General features: G+C 42.3%; 24 protein-coding genes and 2 pseudogenes. 23 read left to right on the forward strand and 3 right to left on the reverse strand.

Annotated elements, in window-relative coordinates; translation table 11 throughout:
- Positions 1-54: 54 nt before the first annotated feature.
- The 7 genes and pseudogenes from BP95_RS32565 (at position 55) to BP95_RS0115725 (ending at position 4,528) form a co-directional block, all read left to right on the forward strand.
- Positions 55-1,409, forward strand: a protein-coding gene (locus BP95_RS32565; protein ID WP_155987224.1) for an IS3 family transposase whose coding sequence is annotated in 2 segments (ribosomal slippage) — positions 55-508 and positions 508-1,409 — 1,356 coding nt in all. Because the reading frame shifts where the segments join, the coding sequence is not laid out codon by codon here.
- Between the two features lie 280 nt (positions 1,410-1,689).
- Positions 1,690-2,463 carry an arylamine N-acetyltransferase gene (locus BP95_RS0115700; protein WP_028532678.1) on the forward strand — a complete coding sequence of 258 codons (774 nt, stop codon included), beginning with the start codon at positions 1,690-1,692 and terminating at the stop codon, positions 2,461-2,463.
- Between the two features lie 249 nt (positions 2,464-2,712).
- Positions 2,713-3,264 carry a hypothetical protein gene (locus BP95_RS31985; protein WP_051614104.1) on the forward strand — a complete coding sequence of 184 codons (552 nt, stop codon included), beginning with the start codon at positions 2,713-2,715 and terminating at the stop codon, positions 3,262-3,264.
- A gap of 23 nt (positions 3,265-3,287) precedes the next feature.
- Complete coding sequence (locus BP95_RS0115715) at positions 3,288-3,476, forward strand: hypothetical protein (protein WP_028532679.1); 189 nt, start codon at positions 3,288-3,290, stop codon at positions 3,474-3,476.
- A gap of 81 nt (positions 3,477-3,557) precedes the next feature.
- Positions 3,558-3,778 (forward strand): annotated as a pseudogene (locus BP95_RS33935) (IS5/IS1182 family transposase); the annotation flags it as partial.
- A 323-nt stretch (positions 3,779-4,101) separates the two neighbouring features.
- Complete coding sequence (locus BP95_RS0115720; RefSeq protein ID WP_028532680.1) at positions 4,102-4,305, forward strand: hypothetical protein; 204 nt, start codon at positions 4,102-4,104, stop codon at positions 4,303-4,305.
- Between the two features lie 43 nt (positions 4,306-4,348).
- The gene (locus tag BP95_RS0115725; protein WP_028532681.1) at positions 4,349-4,528 is read left to right on the forward strand and encodes a hypothetical protein; all 180 of its coding nucleotides are present in this window, start codon (positions 4,349-4,351) and stop codon (positions 4,526-4,528) included.
- A 413-nt stretch (positions 4,529-4,941) separates the two neighbouring features.
- On the opposite strand, the gene BP95_RS0115730 is transcribed toward BP95_RS0115725, so the two are convergent.
- Entirely contained in the window at positions 4,942-5,211 is a 270-nt protein-coding gene (locus BP95_RS0115730) for a hypothetical protein (protein ID WP_028532682.1), read from the reverse strand.
- Between the two features lie 984 nt (positions 5,212-6,195).
- Between BP95_RS0115730 and BP95_RS33125 the strand changes: the two genes are divergently transcribed.
- A complete protein-coding gene (locus BP95_RS33125) occupies positions 6,196-6,396 on the forward strand; it encodes a nucleotidyltransferase domain-containing protein (RefSeq protein WP_155987284.1) in 201 nt (66 codons plus the stop codon).
- A 190-nt stretch (positions 6,397-6,586) separates the two neighbouring features.
- Here the strand turns inward: BP95_RS33125 and BP95_RS0115745 are convergent, their stop codons facing one another.
- Positions 6,587-8,422, reverse strand: coding sequence for an Ig-like domain-containing protein (locus BP95_RS0115745; RefSeq protein WP_028532683.1), 1,836 nt, complete (start codon positions 8,420-8,422; stop codon positions 6,587-6,589).
- A gap of 441 nt (positions 8,423-8,863) precedes the next feature.
- On the opposite strand from BP95_RS0115745, the gene BP95_RS30535 reads away from it, so the two are divergent.
- From BP95_RS30535 to BP95_RS0115780, 7 genes and pseudogenes are all read left to right on the forward strand, one after another.
- Positions 8,864-9,484 carry a PspA/IM30 family protein gene (locus BP95_RS30535; RefSeq protein ID WP_051614106.1) on the forward strand — a complete coding sequence of 207 codons (621 nt, stop codon included), beginning with the start codon at positions 8,864-8,866 and terminating at the stop codon, positions 9,482-9,484.
- Between the two features lie 60 nt (positions 9,485-9,544).
- The gene (locus BP95_RS0115755; RefSeq protein WP_028532684.1) at positions 9,545-10,579 is read left to right on the forward strand and encodes a TFIIB-type zinc ribbon-containing protein; all 1,035 of its coding nucleotides are present in this window, start codon (positions 9,545-9,547) and stop codon (positions 10,577-10,579) included.
- Positions 10,579-12,312, forward strand: coding sequence for a TPM domain-containing protein (locus BP95_RS32570; RefSeq protein WP_197035297.1), 1,734 nt, complete (start codon positions 10,579-10,581; stop codon positions 12,310-12,312). Before BP95_RS0115755 ends, BP95_RS32570 begins: the two co-directional genes overlap by 1 nt.
- A gap of 21 nt (positions 12,313-12,333) precedes the next feature.
- Entirely contained in the window at positions 12,334-13,338 is a 1,005-nt protein-coding gene (locus BP95_RS0115765) for an SPFH domain-containing protein (RefSeq protein ID WP_028532686.1), read from the forward strand.
- 102 nt (positions 13,339-13,440) lie between these two features.
- Positions 13,441-13,575, forward strand: a pseudogene (locus tag BP95_RS30545) (VOC family protein); the annotation flags it as partial.
- 29 nt (positions 13,576-13,604) lie between these two features.
- Positions 13,605-14,150: a nucleotidyltransferase family protein gene (locus tag BP95_RS0115775; RefSeq protein WP_028532687.1), complete on the forward strand. Its 546-nt coding sequence runs from the start codon at positions 13,605-13,607 to the stop codon at positions 14,148-14,150.
- Between the two features lie 125 nt (positions 14,151-14,275).
- The gene (locus tag BP95_RS0115780) at positions 14,276-15,601 is read left to right on the forward strand and encodes a family 8 glycosyl hydrolase (protein WP_028532688.1); all 1,326 of its coding nucleotides are present in this window, start codon (positions 14,276-14,278) and stop codon (positions 15,599-15,601) included.
- 166 nt (positions 15,602-15,767) lie between these two features.
- Here the strand turns inward: BP95_RS0115780 and BP95_RS0115785 are convergent, their stop codons facing one another.
- Positions 15,768-16,334 carry a GNAT family N-acetyltransferase gene (locus BP95_RS0115785; RefSeq protein ID WP_028532689.1) on the reverse strand — a complete coding sequence of 189 codons (567 nt, stop codon included), beginning with the start codon at positions 16,332-16,334 and terminating at the stop codon, positions 15,768-15,770.
- A gap of 371 nt (positions 16,335-16,705) precedes the next feature.
- On the opposite strand from BP95_RS0115785, the gene BP95_RS0115790 reads away from it, so the two are divergent.
- The 8 genes from BP95_RS0115790 to BP95_RS0115820 all read left to right on the forward strand — a co-directional run bounded on the left by BP95_RS0115790 (position 16,706) and on the right by BP95_RS0115820 (position 22,740).
- Positions 16,706-17,284, forward strand: a complete 579-nt coding sequence (locus tag BP95_RS0115790; protein ID WP_028532690.1) for an RNA polymerase sigma factor — start codon at positions 16,706-16,708, stop codon at positions 17,282-17,284.
- A complete protein-coding gene (locus tag BP95_RS0115795) occupies positions 17,256-18,137 on the forward strand; it encodes a hypothetical protein (RefSeq protein WP_231515123.1) in 882 nt (293 codons plus the stop codon). The genes BP95_RS0115790 and BP95_RS0115795 overlap by 29 nt, the downstream gene beginning before the upstream one ends.
- The gene (locus BP95_RS0115800; RefSeq protein ID WP_028532692.1) at positions 18,109-18,981 is read left to right on the forward strand and encodes an ABC transporter ATP-binding protein; all 873 of its coding nucleotides are present in this window, start codon (positions 18,109-18,111) and stop codon (positions 18,979-18,981) included. Before BP95_RS0115795 ends, BP95_RS0115800 begins: the two co-directional genes overlap by 29 nt.
- Positions 18,978-20,105 carry an ABC transporter permease gene (locus BP95_RS0115805; protein WP_028532693.1) on the forward strand — a complete coding sequence of 376 codons (1,128 nt, stop codon included), beginning with the start codon at positions 18,978-18,980 and terminating at the stop codon, positions 20,103-20,105. The genes BP95_RS0115800 and BP95_RS0115805 overlap by 4 nt, the downstream gene beginning before the upstream one ends.
- Positions 20,106-20,272: 167 nt before the next feature.
- Positions 20,273-21,001: a tetratricopeptide repeat protein gene (locus tag BP95_RS33940; RefSeq protein WP_231515124.1), complete on the forward strand. Its 729-nt coding sequence runs from the start codon at positions 20,273-20,275 to the stop codon at positions 20,999-21,001.
- Entirely contained in the window at positions 20,970-21,035 is a 66-nt protein-coding gene (locus tag BP95_RS34585; RefSeq protein ID WP_414813091.1) for a hypothetical protein, read from the forward strand. Before BP95_RS33940 ends, BP95_RS34585 begins: the two co-directional genes overlap by 32 nt.
- A gap of 105 nt (positions 21,036-21,140) precedes the next feature.
- On the forward strand, positions 21,141-22,073 hold the full coding sequence (locus BP95_RS0115815) for a DUF1266 domain-containing protein (RefSeq protein WP_028532694.1): 933 nt from the start codon (positions 21,141-21,143) through the stop codon (positions 22,071-22,073).
- A gap of 409 nt (positions 22,074-22,482) precedes the next feature.
- A complete protein-coding gene (locus tag BP95_RS0115820) occupies positions 22,483-22,740 on the forward strand; it encodes a hypothetical protein (RefSeq protein ID WP_028532695.1) in 258 nt (85 codons plus the stop codon).
- Positions 22,741-22,946 lie beyond the last annotated feature (206 nt).

The following is a 22,946-nucleotide window of genomic DNA, read 5'->3' on the forward strand; positions in this document are numbered from 1 at the left end:
TGAACTGCACCCCAATTGTTAGACACACTCTAACAGTTGGAGGTGCAGTTTTTTATGACTAAATTTACGAAGGATAGGAAATTGGCGATAATTCAAGGGTACAACCCTGATCTTCTATCGCAGACAGAATACGCAAACGAAATGGACGTTAACAAGTCCCAATTCCAATATTGGCTGAAGCTCTATGAGATGCATGGTGAGTCTGCCTTTACTAACGGCTATACAAATTATTCGGCAAGCTTTAAACTGGACGTACTTAATCATATGGCTCAATCAAAAGCTTCTCTCATGGATACCGCTGCTCTATTCAACCTTTCGAACTTTTCCATCTTGCATTCCTGGCAGAAAAAGATGGAGACAGACGGTTTAGAAGCCCTTGAGCCAAAAAAGAAGGGGCGTCCATCCATGAAGGAAAAATCCAATTCGTCTACTAAACGATCCGTAGTTGAAGGGTCTGTCGAAGCGCTCGAAGAACGTATCAAGCAGCTTGAAATGGAGAATGAGTATCTAAAAAAGTTGAATGCCTTAGTTCGAAACAAGGAACAACCACCAAACAGGACAAAGCACAAACCGTCTGGGAACTGAGGCATAAATATCCGGTGAAGGCACTCATACAGCTGGCTGGTATCCCGCGTAGCACCTATTACAACCTTATAAAGCGTACAAACCAATCAGATCCGAATGCGGATTTGAGAGCTGAGATCCAGTCCATTTACACGGAACATGATGGACGTTACGGATATCGTCGTATTCGTGATGAATTGGCAATCCGTGGGTGGAAAGTGAACCACAAGAAGCTTCAGCGGCTCATGAAAGAGATGGGGCTTAAATGCCTAGTCCGCATGAAAAAGTATAAGTCATATAAAGGGGCTGTCGGCAAGACTGCACCGAATCATCTGGATCGCCAGTTCACGGCGGAAGCGCCAAATGAGAAGTGGGTAACGGACATCACGGAGTTTAAGTTATTTGGAGAAAAGCTGTATCTGTCGCCTATTTTGGACTTATACAACGGGGAAATTATCACCTATACCATTGGTTCACGACCAACATATTCTCTGGTATCTGAGATGCTGGATGCAGGACTGGAGCGTCTGCCGGAGGAGCACCATCTTCTTCTTCATTCAGATCAAGGATGGCATTACCAAATGAAGCAGTATGGCTATGCGCTTAAGTCGAGAGGCATTCTCCAAAGTATGTCACGAAAAGGGAATTGTTACGACAACGCCGTCATAGAGAATTTCTTCGGCATTCTCAAGTCGGAGTTTTTGTACTACAAAGAGTTTGAAAATGTGGAACATTTCAAGGAAGAACTGAAAAAATATATTGATTACTACAATACTAAACGGTTGAAGGCAAAATTAAAAATGAGTCCGGTACAGTACCGAACTCATTTTGAGAAAGCTGCTTGATGAAATAACCGTGTCTAACTTTTGGGGGTCACTTCATTTTGGTGGCTTATTTGTCGTCTTGAAGAAGTATTGGAGCTCACAACAGATGAATGCTTATAATGTCGACCATCATCGGGTACATGGGAATATCGCTCTTACAACTGCAGCTCTAATTAGATTATTTTTTGAAATATAGACTGGAAAATATGGAAATTACAAGTGATGAGAGAGATAATAAATATAGGAAAGACGCCTTGTTCAATGGGATAAATATCGCGGAAGCATATGAAAGGAGTTCACTATGGAACATGAAGCGTTAGCTGCTCGGTTTCTTCATTTTCTGTCGGTGGAAAAGCAGCCTATTAGCTTGGCGTTTCTCAATGAACTTATTCAGAGACATCAAGAGAGAGTAAGATGGGAAACGCTGACGAAAATACTCGATTGGGAAATAGGAAATCGAACAGGAAACTACCTTCCTTCTATTGATACGTACATCGAGCGCATCGTGAACAAAGGGATGGGGGGAACATGCTGGACAAATGCAATAGGGTTTCATTGGCTGCTATCCCGGCTTGGATTTTCCGTTTCTTATATGTACATGGACCCTGGCCACTTGTGTTTGCGCGTGGACCTCGATCAACCTTACTATGTAGATGTCGGGTATTGTGCTCCGCTATTTCAGGCATACCCGCTGTATCAATCTTTTCAAGTGAAAAATGTAAGGGAAGTCTTTACCTATCAGGTATTTCAGAATGAAATTCAGATTATTCGAAACCCCGGACCTACTAAAACCCTTGATCCCAATCCGATAGCATTAGACAAAATGACTCCGCTGATTAGGAATGCGAACAATTGGGATACATCGCCTATGCTGCAAAACATTCAAATTTTCGGCTACATCAATGGAATTCCGACTTCGTTGAACGATAATGTGCTGAAGCAATATTTTCAGCATGAGAAGGTGGAAAGACATCTAAACCCTGACGAGCTGAGAGAATGGGTTACGGAAAAGTTTCAAATCGATCAGCAAATGTACGAAAATGCCTTAAGCATATTCAATGAGAAGAAAACATAATGTATGGAGCTTCATCGAGAATACATGTTATTAGATAGGAAGCAGATCCTATATGCTACCGAAATAAAATTATTTACCTTTTTCTTTTTTTATATCAAACTTTTTCTTAGTTTATTACATAAGATTGAAAAATTGACAGAGTGATTATATCAAAAAATGGTTGACAATGGAATAAATATACTATATAACTAGATTAGTTACATTATATGGGTATAATGTAATAAATTATGAAGAGGAGGAAATGCAGCAATGAAACCTAGTGTGAAACGTCTTCTGGCCACAACACTGTCTACGGCAATTATCTTCTCTGTGACATCACCTGTATTTGCTAATGTTGTTCCTACAGCTACCACTCCAAGCTCGTTTGACATCTCTAGTCTTTCAGAACTTGATAGAATTGAATTGGAATTGAGACAAGTGGACTACGCAGATCTTTTCAGAACTGTAGGTACGAATCTTGGAATAGTTGAGGCTTCTGGTGAAGCAAGCACGTTGGGATTGAAAGGTAAAGCCGCAAAAGAAGCAGCAAAAGCAATGATCAAAAAACTCAAGAATGTTGGATCGCGGGCTTGGAACGAGCAGATAGCTAACTATGTGGATAAAATCCCATTATTGAGCAAAGGAGCAAAAGATACTCTTAAATATTATCTTGGTTATCAAGTGTTAATGGAAGCTTTAAATGTTATGGTTAACTTTACAGGCATGGCAGAGGATGGACTCACATATGCTTTAGAATATATTGGGTTGCCTAAATGGTTGGCTGAAATTGCAGCTAGAGCTATTGTCTTCTTCCTGTTGTAAGGCAAATAAAGGAGGGACTAAACGTGTATATACTGGCACTGATTATACTTATCATTACAGGTTTGGTATCCTTACTTGATATTTTGTTTGGTATAAGTAATTTAGGTGGTGAGGGGTTCAATCTGGCGATTAGAATTTCACGGTTGTTGTTCGTTTCCTCAGCACTATTTTTGTTGGTTCGAAAGGATAAAAGCAGTAAAAAGAAGGACTAGTTCCCACGATTCGAATTGCAAGGAGACAGGACTAACTTGGTATATCAAGGGGGACTTTGAGACGCATTCGTACGAATCCGGACGATTCGAATCATCGCCGAACATTTCAAGGAACAGATCGAGTTTGAATTGAGCGATGCGTTCAAGGAACGAATCAAGCGCAGACCAATCAGTGAACATAAAAATGCACAAATGAAAAGATTCCACGGTATGGGCACGGCTAAATTTCCAGGTATCTTTCGTATGCGAAACAAGCCTACCTCACCGCGTTCGTTGTAAACGCAAAGCGGATGGTAAAGCTAATAGAGCAAAAGCAGCCTATTCCTCAAGTGAGGATAGACTGCTTTTTTCTCTTATGGGGCTCTTTTTTTTTCATTTTTTGGCTTTCAGCTCAATAATATTGAGGCTTTTGTAGGGATCTCCTATAGGGCATCTTTTTATTATTCTGAATGAGGTATAAAAGTTTCATACAATAAATCTAGCTTTACTCAAAGGACTATACATAATTACATAAAGAGACATTTTGATTACTTAATTCTAAAAATAATTTTTTATTTCATCATTGTTCGACAGACAGGTGCTTGCCTGCATGTTAAATTAAGATCGACATTTAGATAAATTCTAAATGTATCAAATTATAGAGGAAATAGAAGATGAAAAAAGTATCTATTGCATCTTTGGCCTTACTTCTTGTGTGCAGACGCTATTAAGTGTAATTGACAACTTTACTGGCGCTGTTGAAGATGCTGTCTATGCAGGAGCACTTGCAGTAACAGGGAACGAGACGGTTGCTTGGTGGATCACTAAAGCATTGATGTTATTGCTATAAGTAAAAGTCCTGAGTACAACTTTTATCTAGAGGTGGTGAGAGCTTGGAAGACAAAAAGTTCAATAAGCTAACCACTGCAACAGCTGTCATTCTCCCAATATTATTTATTGTCACATTCTTTGTTTTGCTCAAAATGAACTACTTGGTTACAGATATTATTGCATATGTTTTAGCTGTTGTTTGGATTGTGGTTACAGTAAGAGGTATGAAACGGCGGAAGTGATGGGAACAATGCTAAAACAGGGACACCTTCGGGTGTCCTTATTAAATATGAGATTGATTCATTAATGGGGGGCAACTTAGTGTCGATTAACACATGATGGGAGGTTTAATATCAAAGATAATCAAAGTCAAAGACAATCATCAGTTCAGCCTGTAGATGAGTTTCAAGCACACAGCAGTCTCCTATGTTAAAACAAATAAACCGCCAAATTGGCGGATTACTATGTTTGCATTGGAATTCTGTTTGGAAACTTTGCGTAAGGAGCCTGCCAGCTTTCATTTAATGAGAAGCTTGTCATGTCAACCATTTATTCGGGTACATGGTATCTTACAACTACAGCTCTAATTGGATAATTGGGGGTTACTTTGGCTGTTTTAAGAAATTAAGGATGCCTCGAAAACGCATCCCTTTTATTATTCTGTATCAGGTTTGAAAACTAAATACAGCACATAAACTATAAGTGTAGCGATACCCAATTCAAATAATAGCCTCAAATAATCCAATTGATAAGCTTCAAAGAATTCACCAACTTTTTGTTCGCTTTGCAGCTCCCACAGAGGAACATACTCCTTGGATTCATACTTCATTTCTCTGCCCCAAACTACTGTCACTGGAACTTTTAATACACCTAAAATTGTGATTACGATCAAATAAATACCCAGGAAAATTCTCTTAATAAGCAAATACAGGACCTCCCATAAAATAGTTGATTCACATTATTCGACATTTCGAGAACAAAACTCCTAAAATAATTTTTATTGTATCATTATTCGACAGACAGGCATTTGACTACATGTTAAATTAAGATCAACATTTAGGATTTATCTAAATATACCCTATTATAGGAGATATAAGAAGATAAAAAAAGTATCTATTGCATCTTTGATTCTTAGTTGCAGTTTGCTCATGTCTGCTGTATCTGCAAGTCTAGACATTACACTGAAAAGCGAAAATGTCCCTGGTTATGAGAAAAGATGATTAGATGTTGACATATTTGATTATTTTCATAGCCAACTTTGTAGTAGCTTACTTCTACATCGACTATGGAGACCATGTTAAAGCTTTTTGGCTGTCAGTTTACTTGGTGATTATGGTTTTTGTTGTTGATTTAATTAAGCACTATATAAAAAAAGGAAACAATAAATAGGTTCAGGCTAAACAAGGTTCTCTCTTTCTTAGCAGATTGCAAGCTAACCACCGTCCTTGATGGAGTTCGTTATGAAGTTCGTTGTATTGTCGGTTTAAACTCTTTAGACCTTAGAATTTCCTACTGGAGATACCAAGGCCTTTGTGTAAATTGCACTCTGATTCAAAATGATCACATCTACGTATCTTGGGGCGTAGGATTAACGGCAGAAGATATTATGTTGTCCATTATTTAATACCTTAAAGGTAGGAGGTGGTATTAATGGATCAGGAAACTAGAAAAATTTTGAAATTTATTCTTAGAACTATTGCAGTTATTTTAGTTCTTGTCATCATCTTAATTGTTTTTGGCGTAGTCCAGTTCATCATCTTGACAAATAGTTAACGGACATAAGGATGGAAAATCCAAATTTATTTCCCTTATTCAGAATAAGGTTTTTTTTATTAATAGGGCAACTTTGTGTCGAGATGATGATATATACATATAATTAGGGTTCTACTGCGGACAGCCGCACCAGATGATGTCTGTTGAACTTAAAGTTATTGCATTATATGTTATTTTCGATTTATTTGTAGGGAAATGGTTGATTAACAACTGTATTACAAATCTCCCGAAATGTGATTTATCGCAATCGCTAGTGGGAATCTATTTACACGGTTCATTGGCGATGGGATTCTTTCCCCCTCAACAAAGTGATATTGATATATTAATCATTGTATAGGAAAACGACCCAATGATATGCACAAGATTATTGCTCGGGAAATAATTCGCCTATAAAAGGATGAATGCTAGAGCACGGCATTCGATATTGGAGTGAATATGGAGTAAGGTAGAAAAGTATTTTTTAGTTCCGAACTCCGTGCTCTAGCTAGGCCTTTACTTATAACGAAGATTATATGAATAATGGCTGATTACAAATCTAGCTCCGGCTGTTCCACTTCTTGAGGAACGGATGCTCGAAGCACCTGAACGTTGGACGTCGCTTGGAGTCCCTTATAGGCAGCATGGATTTTCGTGAATCCCGCCTTACGGCCAATCAGGTTCCCCTCATCATCGCATTCGAGAATGTCCGGATTGGCGCTTCGGAAAGTTGCTTCCTCGGTCACGTCTATTTCTTTATGTATGGAATAGTCGTAAAGTATGACCCTTACATCGATCATGGAGCCGACACTTAGCGAGTAGTCGTTCGATTCCAGCCGGAGGTCTCCACGGGCCGGTTCAGGCTCAACCCAATCCTCAGGCAGCACGGTTACTTTCAAGCTGGCATTGAGCCCTCCGTAAGTGGCTCCAATATAAGTGACTCCAGGCTCATGACCTGTGACCCGACCCGATGCATCGATGTCGGCAATACGGGGATTATCCGAGCTATACACGGCTACGCCTGATATATCGCTGACCATTCCATTACCGTACACAGCTTGAAGTACAGTCGGCATGCTGGTGCCTGATTTTACTTGCATCTCTTTCTCCATGAAAGAAATGCTTGTCAATGTATGTTCTGTAGGAGGCGTGTTCTCGAAAGCTGTCAGCTTCATGAGCTGAAGCTTCCATACCTCTCCTCGTTTCACGGTTCCGGTAAAAATAAACCCGCCGTCGCGAGCTATCGCTGCCTTGCCAACGTCGCTCAGCGTTGGGCCTGGGAGTACTTCGCGGCTTGTCAACTCGCCGTTTACATCGAACGTGACTATCGCATATTCGTATTTCCAGCCCGAGCTCGCGTCTAACATGCGCATACCGAGCAGAGCATATCCGTCTTTCGTACGCACCAGACTTTTGAAGGATTCCGGGTTCGGGGCTGTATATGTTTTTTCCCACTCAGGCTGACCGTGTACGTCCGTCTTGGTGAGAATGGTGACTTCACCCTGCTTCGTTTTTTTACGATTGCCTACCAGATAACCTCCGTCATCGGAAGAGATGATAGAAAAGGCACGCCGTTTCGTATTTGGTTCTTGGAACGGCCGTGACCATACGATGTCGCCCTGCTCATTAAGCTTCATCATAAGCATGCCGTCCTCATCGCCAGGCTCATAATCTGGATAGCCTATGCCGCCAATTACAATATAACCTCCGTCACTGGCGGGTATCATATCGGCAAAGAATTCGCTGCCGATAAAGCGATAGTCTCTATACCATAACTTTTCTCCGTTGCTATCCACCTTCAGGATGTAGCCCTTTTCATAGGCGCTGGCAGAGAACATCCCTCTCCCGGCAATCATAAAGTTGCCATCATCCGTTTCAACAATAGCTACCGGAGTGTGGTGGAATTGACCATCCTCAACAGCCTTGTGCCACAGTACTTGTCCAGACGCATCAAGACGAATGAGATATAGCTTGTCCATCGGTTTGCCGTCGTAGGACTTGTAGGTGCCGGCTACAAAATATCCTCCGTCCCTAGTCTCTATTGCCCGGTACGCGGCATTCCCGGACGAATAATGATCTAGCTTTTGCTCCCATAGCGGCTGTCCTTCTACATCCGTTTTAATGAGATAAGCCTTAACGACATATTGCCAACTATCTTGCCCAATCATTTCCTTCTCCGTAATGCTCCCTACCGTCAAATAACCGCCATCGGAGGTAGGGATGACCGCTTCCCCTCTGGAACTGCTTCCATAATCCCTAAACCATTCCACGGCAGCCCGCGGTTGCGATGGCTCGGCAGCTGCTGGACTCATCGTGCCCTGTAACCAGAGCGTTAGCATAATTCCTGCAACGCACGCGGCAATCAAGCGTGTACATGTGTTGAACAAATGACGCACCTCTCTCCATGAATTTTTGCTTGATGTTTGATGATTGCTGTCGAAGCAAGCGGTGTGAATAGCCTCTATTATGATTATTCATTGGATCATCATTCCTGTGTATCCCACGAATTGCATAATTCTGTATGACGCTCGAACGGTTTTTAATCCTGCACGATAGGGACGGCCTACCCATAAGCTCCGGTGAAAAAAATAAATGATATTGTCATATTTATGGAAATCGCCTAACTCCTTCCTATTTGCACCAAATAAGTAAGCGCAATTGGAATGATGTTAGCAGCAGTTTGGTTAGGGTGTGGTTCCTTACTCACATGTCGCAAGAAATCGATCCGTAGTTCAAAATGTCGAATTTCCCCATCCTTTTTACCTATATTTGCTGTATGATTAACGTATAGATTGTAGATGAAAATTCTTCTAATGGAGGGAAGCATTATCGAAATCTTATCGAGATTCAAGAAACTCATGTCCATCAACATCAATAGTCTATTTCAGAAGTCAGAAGATCCTGAGAAAACCATTGATGATTACATGCGGAAGTTGAACGATGATCTCGGCAAAGTGAAGGCTGAGACGGCTTCCGTTGTTGCAGCAGAGCAGCGAGCCAAACGAGCATTGGACGAATGCGCGGCAGAAATCGCAAAACTGCAGCGATATGCGGAGAAATCAGCGGCAGATGGGAATGAAGCAGGGGCACGTACTTTTTTAGAGAAAAAGGCAGTTCATTCGGAAAAGTTGCAGCAGCTGCAAACGGTTTATGATGTGGCAACATCAAGTGCATCTCAAATGAAGAAGTTGCAGGACAAGCTGGTCTCTGATATCGGTGAGTTGGAGGCGCGACGTGCAGCACTTAAGGGGAAGCTTGCAGCGACCCAGGCACAGGAACGATTAAATGCAAGCAACTCTATACATGGAGATCAGGCTTCGGCATTCGATGCGATGGAAGACAAGGTGAACCGTGCTTACGACGAAGCGATGGCGCTTGCTGAACTTCGAGATGAGAAGAAAGACGATTTGGACGAACTGATCGAGCAGTTGAAGAAGAAAAAGAATTGAATCTCGATTCATAGGCACTACATATAAATAGATACTTTCTATGCTCTAGGGGTGAATAGGTTGCCGGTTATTGAATATAAATGCCCGAACTGCGGTAGCGGGATGGAGTATGATACGTATTCGGAGATGTTAACCTGTCATAGCTGTGGAAGAGAAGATAATGTTCAGGACATGCAGGATCCGATGACCAAATATGTGTTCACAGAGGAAGATGCTGCGGAGGAATATCACTGCCATAGCTGTGGCGCTGTCATTATCACAGAAGCAGAGACGAGCGCAACGAGCTGCAGCTTTTGTGGATCTGCCGTTGTATTAGGAGATCGATTGACGGGAAATTTGGCGCCGGTGAAGATTATTCCTTTTGCCATTAGCAAGGAAGAAGCAGTGATGAAGTTCAAAAAATGGTGTGGAAAGGGACTCATTACTCCGAAAGGGTTCATGTCGGCGAATCGAATTAAGGGTATAACGGGGATGTATGTCCCATTCTGGCTCTATGATTTGCAGAATGAAATTGAGGTTCATGGCAGCGCCACGAAGGTCAGCAAATACCGCTCAGGCGATTACGATTATACGGAAACAGCACACTATGATTTCTATCGTGAGATTTGCCTGGACTATATAAAAGTTCCTGTGGATGCTTCGGCAAAGATGACAGATGAACTTATGGATAAGCTTGAACCTTTTCCCTATGAAAAGCTTGAGAACTTTAAGACTCCATACTTAGCAGGTTATGTTGCTGAAACGTATAGTTATAACGAGGAAGAGCTGCTGCCGCGGGTAAAGGAAAAAATAAAAGAGTATATTTTTGAATTCATAGATTCAACCGTAACGGAATATACGTCAGCGAAGTATGACAATGTTCATATTCACACGGAGACGCAGCGAGCTGACTATGTTCTGCTTCCGGTCTGGGTACTGCATTATGACTATAATAAACTGGAATATACGTTTGCGATGAATGGACAGACGGGCAAGGTGGTCGGCAAGCCCCCGATCAGCAAGTTGAAGGTGTTCGCATGGTTTGCGGGATTATCGGCGATATTCTTCCTCGTATTTCAGCTTGTGTCCTATTTGTATATAGGAGGGGAATTCTGATGAGAAGGCATCGTGTTATCGCTGTCGTCCTGCTGTTCGCAGCATTGCTGCTCGCCATCCCCATGGAGATGATCACGGGAAGTGTCAGTGCGGCTGCCAAGAATAACAAGCAGCGTATTTATGATTTTGCGGGAATGCTAACCCAAGCAGAGCGCGAGGAATTGAACCAGTTGGCGAATAAATACGGAGCAGAGCGGAAAACGGATATTATCATCGTCATGACCGAAGAAGACAAGGATACAACCCTGATATTAGATGATTTCTATGAACAACATGCACCGGGTTATGGGGAGCCTTATGGTAGTTCCGTCATACTGATACTAAATACGACGCGTCAGGATATTTACTTTGCTTCATATGGGAAAGCACAAAAATATGTAGATGCAGTACGATTGGATGAAATATCGAAAAGGGTAAGTTGGGATATTGGATTCGAGAAACAAATGCGAGCCTTTCGAAACTATATCTTATTGGTACATAAGTATATGGGGATTGCTCCGGGAACCAAGCTGAGCAGCAATTCTCAAAAGACATTTATGAAAATTGCGGGAATTAAACGCGAGAAAGACAAGAAATTGATATTTGATACAGCTAAGGTACTCGGCCCGCAAGAATATAATGAACTTAACAAGTTGGCTATGCAGTATTCTAATGAAAGAAAAACCGATATAATCATCGTTACGATATTCAGCCTGGATTCCTATAGTGCGAAAAAAATGGCGAATGATTTCTACAATGAGTATGGCCCTGGCTTTGATAAACGACATGGCAACGCCGTCATTTTAATGGCGGATGTGCTTCAAAAAGATATCTATGTAGCTGGGTTTAATGATGCGATGACGCATCTGGATGATGAGAAGTCAGATCAAATACGAGATAAGATCACTTGGGATATAAGCAAAGGTAATTATCAATCTGCGTTTAAAAATTATTTGCAAACTACATATAAGCATTTGAGGGCTATTTCAGAGCCCAACTCAAAAGAAGCAAGTAGTGTCGTGGCAGAAACCAAAAAGCAACTTCCCGCCACAGAGACGAAACGTTACATTTTCGACAATGCGAAGCTGCTGAATAATCAAGAGTACGACGAACTGGAAGCTCTGGCGAAACAGTTTAGCGCCGAGAGAGAAACGGACATGATTATCTATACGAATAATAGTCCGAATGCTTATGATGTGAAGATAATGACACAGAATTTCTATGACGAGTATGGCCCTGGTTATGATAAGCGGCATGGCAATGCTGTCATTTTAATGGTAGACATGACTCATCGAGAAGTATATCTGGCAGGATTTTATAAAGGGAAGGAATATCTCGATGATGATAGACTGGATCAAATTCGAGAAAAGGTCACCCCGGATTTAACGGACAAGGAATATAAGCAGGCATTTCAAACATATCTGAAGACAGCACACAAATACATGGGATTCCGTCCAGGGATTAATCCAGAAAATCTCTTATTGAATATTTGGGTTCAACTAGGTGCGGCTTTAGTCATTGGAGGCGGAATCGTTACGCTGTTCGTATATCGTTCCGGCGGACGGGTTACCGTAGATGCCCAGACGTATGAAGATCCGAACTCAGCAGGTTTGGTTGATTATTCGGATCAATATATCCGTACCTGTACAACAAGAACGAGGAGATATAGCAGCAGCTCCAGTTCAAGCAGTGGTGGAGGTGGTGGAACGACCTCGGGTGGTCATTCGCATAGCGGCAGCAGAGGATCATTTTAGGGGAGAGACGGAGGTTAGCATATGTTTTTCAAGAATCAATTTGCAAATGTGGTGGAATGGGAAGAGTTCCGCGATGATATGATCTTTTGGAAATGGAGCAATCGAGAGATCAAAAAAGGAAGCAAGCTGATTATTCGCGCGGGTCAAGATGCGATATTTATCAATAATGGCAAAATCGAAGGGATCTTTCAGGACGATGGCGAGTACAGCATTGATTCCGATATCATTCCATTCCTTTCTACACTCAAAGGTTTTAAGTTTGGCTTCAACAGCGGAATGCGGGTAGAGGTGCTTTTCGTCAATACGAAGGAATTCACGGTCAGATGGGGCACGCGAAATCCAATCCTGATTCCTCACCCGAAACTCCCAGGAGGCATGCCAATTCGTGCGAACGGCACGTTCAACTTTAAGGTGAATGATTATGTTACCCTGATCGATAAGATTGCTGGCGTGAAAGAAAGCTATCTCGTTGAGGATGTGAAGCTTCGGATTACGTCCATTTTGGATCAACTGTTAATGAAATGGATTTCTAGAGAAGGCAAGGACTTGTTCGATTTGCAGGCAAATGCTTTCGATATTGCAAGAGGGATGAAGGAAGACCTCGATATGGAAGTCATGGATCAGGGGATGACCATCACTGGCTTCCAGGTCATGAGCTTCAATTACCCAGAAGAAATCCAAGACATGATTACGAAGACGGCATCCTATGAGATGATTGGCGATATGCAGAAGTATCAGCAAGTTGCGATGACGGACGGGATCGCCTCTGGTGATGTAAGCGGCGGGGGAATGGCCTCAGATATGGCAGGCATGATGATGGGAATGAACATGGCGAACGAGATGATGAAAAATATGAATCAAGTCCAGAAACCGGAAACAGGCGAATCGGCAGCATCATCCGATGCTAGTGCTTCCATTACTTCTGCTTCTACGGAAGGCAATCAGAAGCCGAACTTCTGTCCGAACTGTGGAGCGAAGAATGAAGGCTCTAATTTCTGTCCGAATTGCGGCCACAAGCTGGGGTAACGTCAACCATAATTGATAGATAGGTTGTTCCTAAATAGGGACATGACATTGAAACGTTAGATAATATACAAAAGATAAAACTTTATTACCACAGACCAGCAGGGGATGCTGGAGGAACTGACAACGAGAGGCGTCAAGATTGTACGTCCACTCACGACAACTGATTATAACAATCGAGAATTCGTATTCGAGGATGTAGACGGAAGATGGATTGCGGTCGGAATGAAGCAATCATAGTTCCCAATGGAAATGAGGGTTAGTTAAGAATGCTAGAGCAACAGCTGAAACAATATTTGCGTGAGCATGAAGCGTTCATGCGTGATTTGCGTATCGTTCAGGAGTTACAACTGCCGCAATGCTATATTGCAGCGGGGTACATTCGCAACTATGTATGGGACAAGCTTCATGGGTTCCATAATCGCAGCAGACATGGTGATATTGATGTTGTGTATTTTGATCGCGATGATGTATCCGAGGAACGGGATCTTCGCTTGGAGCAGGCGCTGATTCAGCAGACGGGCAATGAGAAATGGTCGGTCAAAAATCAAGCAAGAATGCACACTCATAATGGAGTAGAGCCCTATACATCAACATGGGACGCACTATATCACTGGCCAGAAACAGCGACGGCCGTCGGTGCGAGATTGGACGATCACGATCAATTGGATATTTGTGCACCGTATGGACTGGAAGATTTATTTCAGCTCGTCGTGAGAAGATGTCCGCAGTTTCCGAATCACAGCTATTATGTTGAGCGTGTTAAGCGAAAGAAGTGGAAGGATCAGTGGCCGCTTCTTACAATTATTGAATAATTGATTGGTTATGGAATGTAATGTTAATGTTTTGTAAATTCCTCATGAGACAGTGGCTTCTGAACATAGGTTAAAGTGAAAACGATGTAATCGTTGGAACGATACCATTGGAAGGAGTCGTGTCTGTGCGTAATCAAGTAAAATGGCTGTTATGTTTAACTCTCATTTTTGCTTCACTGCAGTCTCTATTCGTTCTGCCAGCTGCTGCAAGCGAGGAGTCGGATGAAGATCCGTCAACGACTGTAGTGGCTGCCGCTTCTCCGCTTCGTCCATTTCCACAGCATACTGCCTATGTACCAGGTGTGATTAAGCCGAACAATATTGATCAAGCCAAGATGGACAACGAGGTAAGAAGACTGTACGACGAATGGAAGGGTCGGTATTTAAAGAAAAACCCTTATGTCAGCAACCAATACTTTGTCCACTATAATTTGAACCAGGAATCGGATGATGACCCTCAGGTTGTGACGACAAGCGAAGCGAACGGGTATGGCATGCTGATTACGGCCATTATGGCAGGACACGATAGCAACGCACAAACCTATTTTGATGGTCTCTATCGCTTCTATAAGGCTCATCCGAGCGAAATTAATGGGCAACTCATGGCTTGGCAGCAGAAGGACAACGGATCTGCGATTGTTAGTAACAAGAAAGCGGGAATAAATGCTGCGACGGATGGGGATATGGATATCGCATATGGATTGCTGCTTGCGGATAAGCAGTGGGGCAGCTCAGGCAGTATAAATTATAAGTCTGCCGCCGTTCAAATTATTAATGCCATTATGGCGAGTGAAGTGAACCAATCGGCATGGCATTTGAAGCTGGGGGATTGGGCTGCTGACTCCGATGCGGAATGGGGCAAGGGCACACGGCCATCAGACTATATGCTGAATCATCTGCGTGCGTTCCGAACAGCTACGGGAGATGGTCGGTGGGATACGGTATTGAATCAGACTTATTCCATCATTCAGCAGCTTCACACGGGATACGCTAGCTCTACTGGTTTATTGCCTGACTTTGCTACGAAGGAGTCAAGCGGATATAAGCCGGTTAATGGAGAGTATTTGGAAACAGATAAAGACGGCTTTTACTACTACAATGCCAGTCGGACACCTTGGCGCATTGCTACGGACTATTTACTTACCGGAGATTCAAGGGCAAAAGCACAGCTGACCCAATTGAATAACTGGATAAAGGGAAAGACAGGGAGCGATCCAGCAAAAATCAAGGCAGGCTACCGACTTAACGGGAATCAAATTAACTCCTACTATGATTTGACATATGCAACTCCATTCGCAGTGAGCGCGATGATCGACAGCAGCAATCAAGCTTGGCTGAACGCGTTGTGGACGAACACGACTTCGAAATCGACGAACAGCGATACGTATTTTTCGAATAGCATCCGGCTTCTCAGCTTGATTACAGTGTCCGGAAATTGGTGGAGACCTTAGGCAAAGCCTAACTCCAATGAAAAAAAGCGGTAGTCTTTGACTGGAAATAAGTCTTAGACTGCCGCTTTTTTTGAGCGTACGTGCCGCTAATGTAATGAAAACAGTAAAGCACATTATGAACAGTGTAAAATGCACTCATCATAAGCACTTTGTCGTATATCCCTGTTTACAACTCGGTAATCGGGATGAACGGTTCGGGCTTGTCAGTGTGATCGCCTATCATTTTCTCCATCCAGATCATATCGTACCACTGATCAAATTTGTAAGCGCATTTGGTGAAATGAGCCACCTTCTTATAGCCTAGATGGCTGTGGAATTTCTCGCTTCCGTTGTCCAAATATTCATTCGGCTCACATGGATAAGAGATACATGCGTTCACGTTAATGACATTCTGCCGCTTCAAGGCGTCCTCCAAAGCATAATACAGCTTCTTGCCTAGTCCAGCTCCGCGACAATCCTGTCGTAGATACACGCTTGTTTCAACTGACCAGTCATACGCAGCACGGCCTTTAAAGACAGATGCATATGCATATCCGCAGATTCTCTCGTTTTGAAGGATTACTAGATAGGGGTATCTTTGCAGCGTCTGCCGAATTCGACTTGCAAATTCTTGGACAGTGGGTACGGTATACTCGAAGGTGATCGCCGTATCGGTGACATAGGGAGCGTAGATGTGTAACAGCTCCTGCGCATCAGCTTCTTCTGCCATGCGAATGTAAATTTCTTGGTTCATATACGCTCGCCTTTCTATTAACGTTGTCGTAGTCTATGTGTTGTTCATGATTTTAGCATAATTCTCAACGTCGTACATCATTTTCACTGATCATGATTGGTTTACGATCCTAGGAGACCGTACAGAGTGAAGACATGTGGGATCCGGGAGCAAGCTTGTGCAGGTGGCAGCAGCAGGAGGCTTCAAGGACGTTGTCATCGAACCATTGATGTATGCTCTGTACGGCGCACTGAAATGCCGAGAGTTATTCGATATGTTGATTTCCGCCGATTCTCTATTAGGGAGTCGTTTTTTTTGTATTTTAAATTATTTTTGCTGAACATCGTCTTTTTGAAGATTCATATCGTTAATAGAGATGAGGGGGGAGTACAGTGCTTTCCGATGAGGAGCTAATTACAGAAATACGAAGCGGCAGCCAAGCTGCGATGGAGATGCTGGTCAAGCGGCATTACGCGATGATCTACTCATACATCTATCGCAAGATTGGTAACCATCATACTGCATATGATCTAACGCAAGAAGTATTCATCAAGATGATGCAATCGCTGCCCAACTATCAGAGCCATGGCAAGTTCGAACATTGGCTGCTGAAAATTGCTGTTAATCACTGTCTCGACTACTACCGCAGCAAGCAGTACCGTAACTCGCACATCCAAGACGAACTGGACGAGACGATTCCGGATGCTCATAGCAACGTATGGGACTTATTCCAGTTGCATGACCAGCAGGAACAAGCGAAGCAGGCCGTACTCGCTCTGCCGGAACATCAGCGAGAAGCAATTATTCTCAATTATTATAACGGGCTGAAGATACGAGAGATTGCGGATGTGACGGGAGCAAATGAATCCACGATAAAATCTCGTATTCGTGCGGGAATTTCGAGGCTGAAGAAAATGCTGCTAGGAGAGGAGGGATTGAGAGATGAGCAGGAGCAGAGAAAACAAGGGTAAATCAGTTTGGGCGGATGACATGAATGACGTTAAGGAGTCAGAATATTTTGATTCTGAGCTTGAATCGATATTGCAGCAATACCGTGTGGAACTGCCGGAGGTACAGCGAATCGACTCTACTATTGATGTACTGAGGAAATATGTTCCTGATATAAGAGAAGACGCGCGCGAATCGTCTATGATGAACGTTGGCCGGCGATGGATCAATCTGTGGAAGATAGCTGCTGCTGATATTGGCATGTTCAGTAAGCTGTATTGGATGAGTTGTCTTGTTTTGTTCGGGGTAGGGGTATGGATTGGTGTGACCGTGCAGCAGATGCCTGCTATCGTGGTCATTCTTTTTTCACCGCTTCCGTTCGTGATTGGGCTGTTAGAAGTGTTCAAGGGAAGGGAGCAGGGAGTTCTGGAAATGGAGTTGGCCTGCAAAGTTTCTGCACAGGAGTTAATGCTGTCGCGTCTGCTATTTATATTATTGAATAGTCTTGTTCTGAACACCTGCTTATCTGGCCTATTGTATCTTGATCGTGGCGATATTTCCTTTTGGGGCCTAACGTGGACTTGGTTTACACCGTTTATCATCGTTGCTAGTTCGTCTCTATGGCTGGCTATGCGCATTCGATGTACCGTCAGTTCGATGGTGACCATTAGCATATGGATGGCTGTTGGAATGATCTTGCTTACACGCCCGGACATGCTAACGCACATGATGGATTTACATATATTCATTTTGATTTTGGTTAACGCAGGTGCAGTGTATCTTCTAATCAGACAAGGATGGAAGCTGCTGCGGAATCACACCTTTATTGCGGAAGGAAGCTTAAGCTATGGAGCTAACGATTCAGAATATTTCTAAACAATTTAAAGAGCTTGTTGCCGTCAATCAATTTACTGCAGAATTCAGCTGCGGTGTATACGGCTTGCTTGGCCCGAATGGAGCGGGAAAGACAACATTGCTGCGCATGCTTGCGGATATTCTGCGTCCTACTAGCGGCATGATTCGGTTGAATGGGCAGGATATACGCTCGATGGGAGAGCGTTATCGGGATGTTCTCGGCTACCTGCCCCAGCAATTTGGATACTACAGGCAGTTCACTGGTCGACGATTTCTCATGTACATAACGGCATTAAAGGGGCTAGAAAAGAGGGCTGCAGCTACAAAGGTCGAGGAAGTTCTTCAACTGGTCGGTCTTGGTTATGAAGCAGATTCTAAAATAAAAACCTACTCCGGAGGTATGCGGCAGCGGCTCGGTATTGCGCAAGCATTGCTGAATGATCCGAAGGTGCTGATTCTGGATGAGCCAACTGCCGGGCTTGATCCAACCGAGCGAATTCGTTTTCGCAATATATTATCGGAAATGTCCGCAAATCGGATCATCATATTATCTACTCATATTGTGTCGGATATCGAGTACGTTGCCAAAGATGTGCTGCTTATGAAACAAGGATGTCTGCTCAAGCAAGATAGGCTCGTCTCTTTATTGGAAGAATTGAAGGAATCGGTATGGAAGGTTACCGTTGATGAAAGTCAGCTCCCCATTTTGAAACAGCGTTACAAGATAGTCAATATCCTTCGCCGTGATAGTGGGGTTGAGGTTCGTATCCTGTCTCCAGACAAGCCGCTGCTAACAGCTCAGCCAGTGGCGGCAGGATTGGAAGACCTATATTTGCATTACTTTAATGAGGGGATTATGCAATGAGACAGTTATTGAGGTACGAGCTGTTGAAGATCGTATCGCGCAAGAGCGTATTTATTGTTGGTCTATTAATTGCAGCTATCTATACGGTGGTTATTGCATTTCAAGCCGAATATTATCAAGATGGGTTTAAGGAATACCGCTCATATGCGCGTGAGATTACAGCAGAAGATATTCAGCGGGTGGATGAAAGATACAAGAGGAGCAACTGGCATCAGCTGCCGATTCAAGAAAAAAGTATTATGGAGGATATCTCGGGAATGCCCAATATGCTGCATAAATACGAAGAGCAATTACTAGACATTGAAATTCGGCTTATGTTAAGTCAGCCTGACTCATACGAATATAAAAAAACGAAATTAAATGAAATACTACTGTTGGAGCAAGGGCCGCCAACCGCTCAATTGTACTATAACAAGCCCTGGGCCGAATTGCTCTATATGGTCGATCAATTTGGTGTTGCCTTCATGGGTGCCATGCTGCTCATCGGTCTATCTCCCATCTATTCAGCAGAATATGCAACTAAGATGGACAGCTTGCTCTTAAGCAGCAGACATGGGCGAAGCAGGCTTATTCATGCAAAATGCTTAGCAGCTATTCTGTACACCTTGTTGTGTGTCCTATTATTTCAGTTGATCAATATGGGGGTAACGGCTTTGTTGTTTGGCAACTTGGATGGAGCCACCACACCTCTTGTTAATATGAGAAGGTATGGAGACACACGTCCATTTGCAGAATATCCGTATTCATTCACCGTGATAGAGTACTATTTTATTCAATTAGGGGTGCAAACCTTTGGCTGTGCAGCATTTGCGCTTGCCGTGACGTTTATTTCCTCACTTAGCCGTTCATCATTGGTCACGATGTTGCTAGCGGGGGGTGTACTTGGAATTCCCTATCTACTATTGGATGTGCGTAATATTCGTTATCCGATTATCGAATGGATGGTGACATTCGGCTACAGTCAGTTTATCCGGGTTACGCATCTTTTCAACAGCTTCCGTACAGTTAATTTCTTTGGGGAGCCTATCCTATATCCGATAGCTGCATTAGCAGCTCTTTTGGCAGTGACGGCCGTCTTTGTATGGGGAACATACTTGTTATTCCGCCGACGGCAAGCATGTTAGTGGTGACAGAGGATGTTGGCTAGGTCTTGAGGGCTGTTGAACAAGGAAAATGATGATTATAAAGGGGAAAACATTCGTTGAGTGCCAATCAAAAAAGCTATTGAATTAAATCCTTCATCTCATTTTCCTTACAATATTTTGGGGGAAATTTATGTTGAGAAGGAAATGTGGCAACAGGCCGCAGATGCGCAGATGCCTTGAACCAATCTTTGATCATACACCCTTCAAATGAAGCTTATAACAATTTGGCTATTGCCAAATATCATCTTGGACAAATACAAGAAGCTTCAGACTTTTTTCTTCAATGTTCCCGAAATTCTGATTATGCAATGTACAGTCATGTTAAGTGCTTAATCGAGCTTGGGAGAAAAATAGAAGCGAAGAAGAAATTAGATGTATTTTCTGAAGATGATGATGATTTTGTCGGTGATGTAGAAGTTGCAGAGTTATATCTTGAATTAGGCTGTTTCAATGAGTCTATTTATTGGTTTGACAAAGGTTGGGGACAGTATTGGAAAACACCAGACTGGGTTAGTAGATTCGTATACGCTTTATGTAAAACCCAAAATGAAAATCGAGCTCGTGACATCTTGAATGAAGTAATTCAACAAAAAATTGAGGAAATAAAAGAAGCTCATGAAGATGATTGTGACGAGGATTGGACAGAAAGGGAGAAAGAAGAGCACATCAAGCAATTGCTTGATGAGAAAAAAGAATATGAGCATATGTTTGAGAAAATTTCATTAGGATTTATTCCCTCGATGGAATTTAACACTTCAATGAGCTCGGGCTGTTACTTGTTCGGATGTAAACGACACAATCACCCAGAGTACCAAGAATTCGTCGAATCTTCACCATCTGGAATTGGAGCTATACGATTATGTCAACTGGTTTAATAAACATCGAATTTACGGAACGCTGGGAATCTGACGCCTGTTCCGTATCACCAAGAAGCCTTTTCCTGTCTGAAATTTACTGTTGACAATCCAATATATATAATAAAGGAAAGCAGGTTGTTTAAAAGGAGATGACGAATTGGTAACCAGTGTAATCAGCAAAGAGATATTTAAATTAGAGCGTAAAAGACTTTTTAAGAAACCTATCATTTTTATCGCCTACAATGACGGTTTCTATTTTCAAAATCCAAATGGTGGCGAAAGAGTATACTTCGAGAATATAATTAATATTTTCATCGAAGAGCCTTACAGGTTTAGTGAAAAAAGCTTTGTCATATTATATAAAAGTGCCAATGGAGAAGAATGGAGATTAGATTTAACGAAGTCTTTATTAGGCAGGGGTGTAGAAAAGCTTGAAAAATTGTTTGAACAAGAATGGAGGCCACTATTAAGCAATAAAGAAACAAGTGAGACAATTAAATGGTTTAATGCAGCATATGCTATTTTTGCTGTAGCAACTTGGAGGGATTTGGGAGTGTTTGGCGGAGTGGTTCCTACCGAAGGGGCTAAAGAAGAGGAATTTTCTATTTTAGCAGCAGATTGGGGAATTGAATCCAGAGAAGAAGCAGATGAAGTTATGGAATTATTATTTTCCGTCTATACGAATGCACGGTACATAGAAGAATTAAAAAAATCCAAAGAAGAGGCAGACCCATTTAGATATGAATTGTGTCATGTTATCAAAGAAAAAATGGGCGATAAAGGGGTGTTGGCTTGGGATTTAGTTAGACTTATCCATGTAGCTTCCATGTGCTATATTGCAGGTATCTATACGAAAGAAGAAGCATTGGATCTATGTTTACAAGCTGCAGAAATACTGCAAAGAGTTTATTCGAGTTTTGATGAAATGGGGCAAAGCTACTTGCTTGGATATAGTTTTTGGTCTGAAGAGGACTTGAATGGAAGAACGAATAAGGCAAGAGAACGCAAAGATATTCATGAAATGTTATTAAAATTAGAAAACGGCCCTTATAGCTTAGACTTTCATCTTCCATTGAAAAAAGACTGGTAATTATGAAAGGATTCGATTAGATGCAAAACAAAAACTCGTGGCCCATTTCCATGCCGGATCAGTAATACAGATAACCTTCAGCGGATTAATTCATGTACCAAAAGTATCATTTCCATATTAATTGGGATAGCGATAGAGGAAGGATTTATACCTTCGGTTAATTCCAAGTTTGCAAACGGTAGTCGTGTTTACAAGCACGTTGGACAATACCATCAGACCTTTGGATTTTGTACGCGAATACATTGTTAAGTCGATGGTTAAATAAATGACTAAATCATAGGGAAATAATTATTCTGCGCAAAAACAGCCAGCGATTTCTTCGCTTTAAGTTGTAAAGCAGATAAATATTTGTCATTCAACTAACTGGTACTTTAGTATAACTATTGAGTATGTAAGGTGGACGGGGACAATGGATGATACATTTGTTTGGGGGATATTTGTAGCCGATAGTTCAAAGCCATTCCCTAATTTCTTTCCAGTTGGACTATTTACAACACGTGAATTAGCTATTATCCAAATTGAAGCCATGCCCAGAGATAATAATTATCAGCTACTTCGGATGCCGATAAATAAAGACTTTTCGTATTTCCATAAAAAGAGTGGAAAGTTAGTTGGAATGGATGCTATTCATCACGAACATTTTCATTATAATGACGAGTCAAATTAATCATTAAGCTCCCTCAAAATGATTAAGTTTCCTCACTCAGACTCATGAATTCGCAGGATTTCACCCTATGGTAAATGTGAGGGAAGAAGACTTGTAGTAGCCGGTGACTTGGGGATCGTAGCAAGGGCATGCGAAAACAAAGGTGAGGCATCAACCACCTATATTATTCCATATGCGCACGTCTCCACTTCGCCTTAGCGATTCTC

This window comes from Paenibacillus sp. UNC217MF, assembly GCF_000686865.1.
GTDB lineage: Bacteria > Bacillota > Bacilli > Paenibacillales > Paenibacillaceae > Paenibacillus_B > Paenibacillus_B suaedae.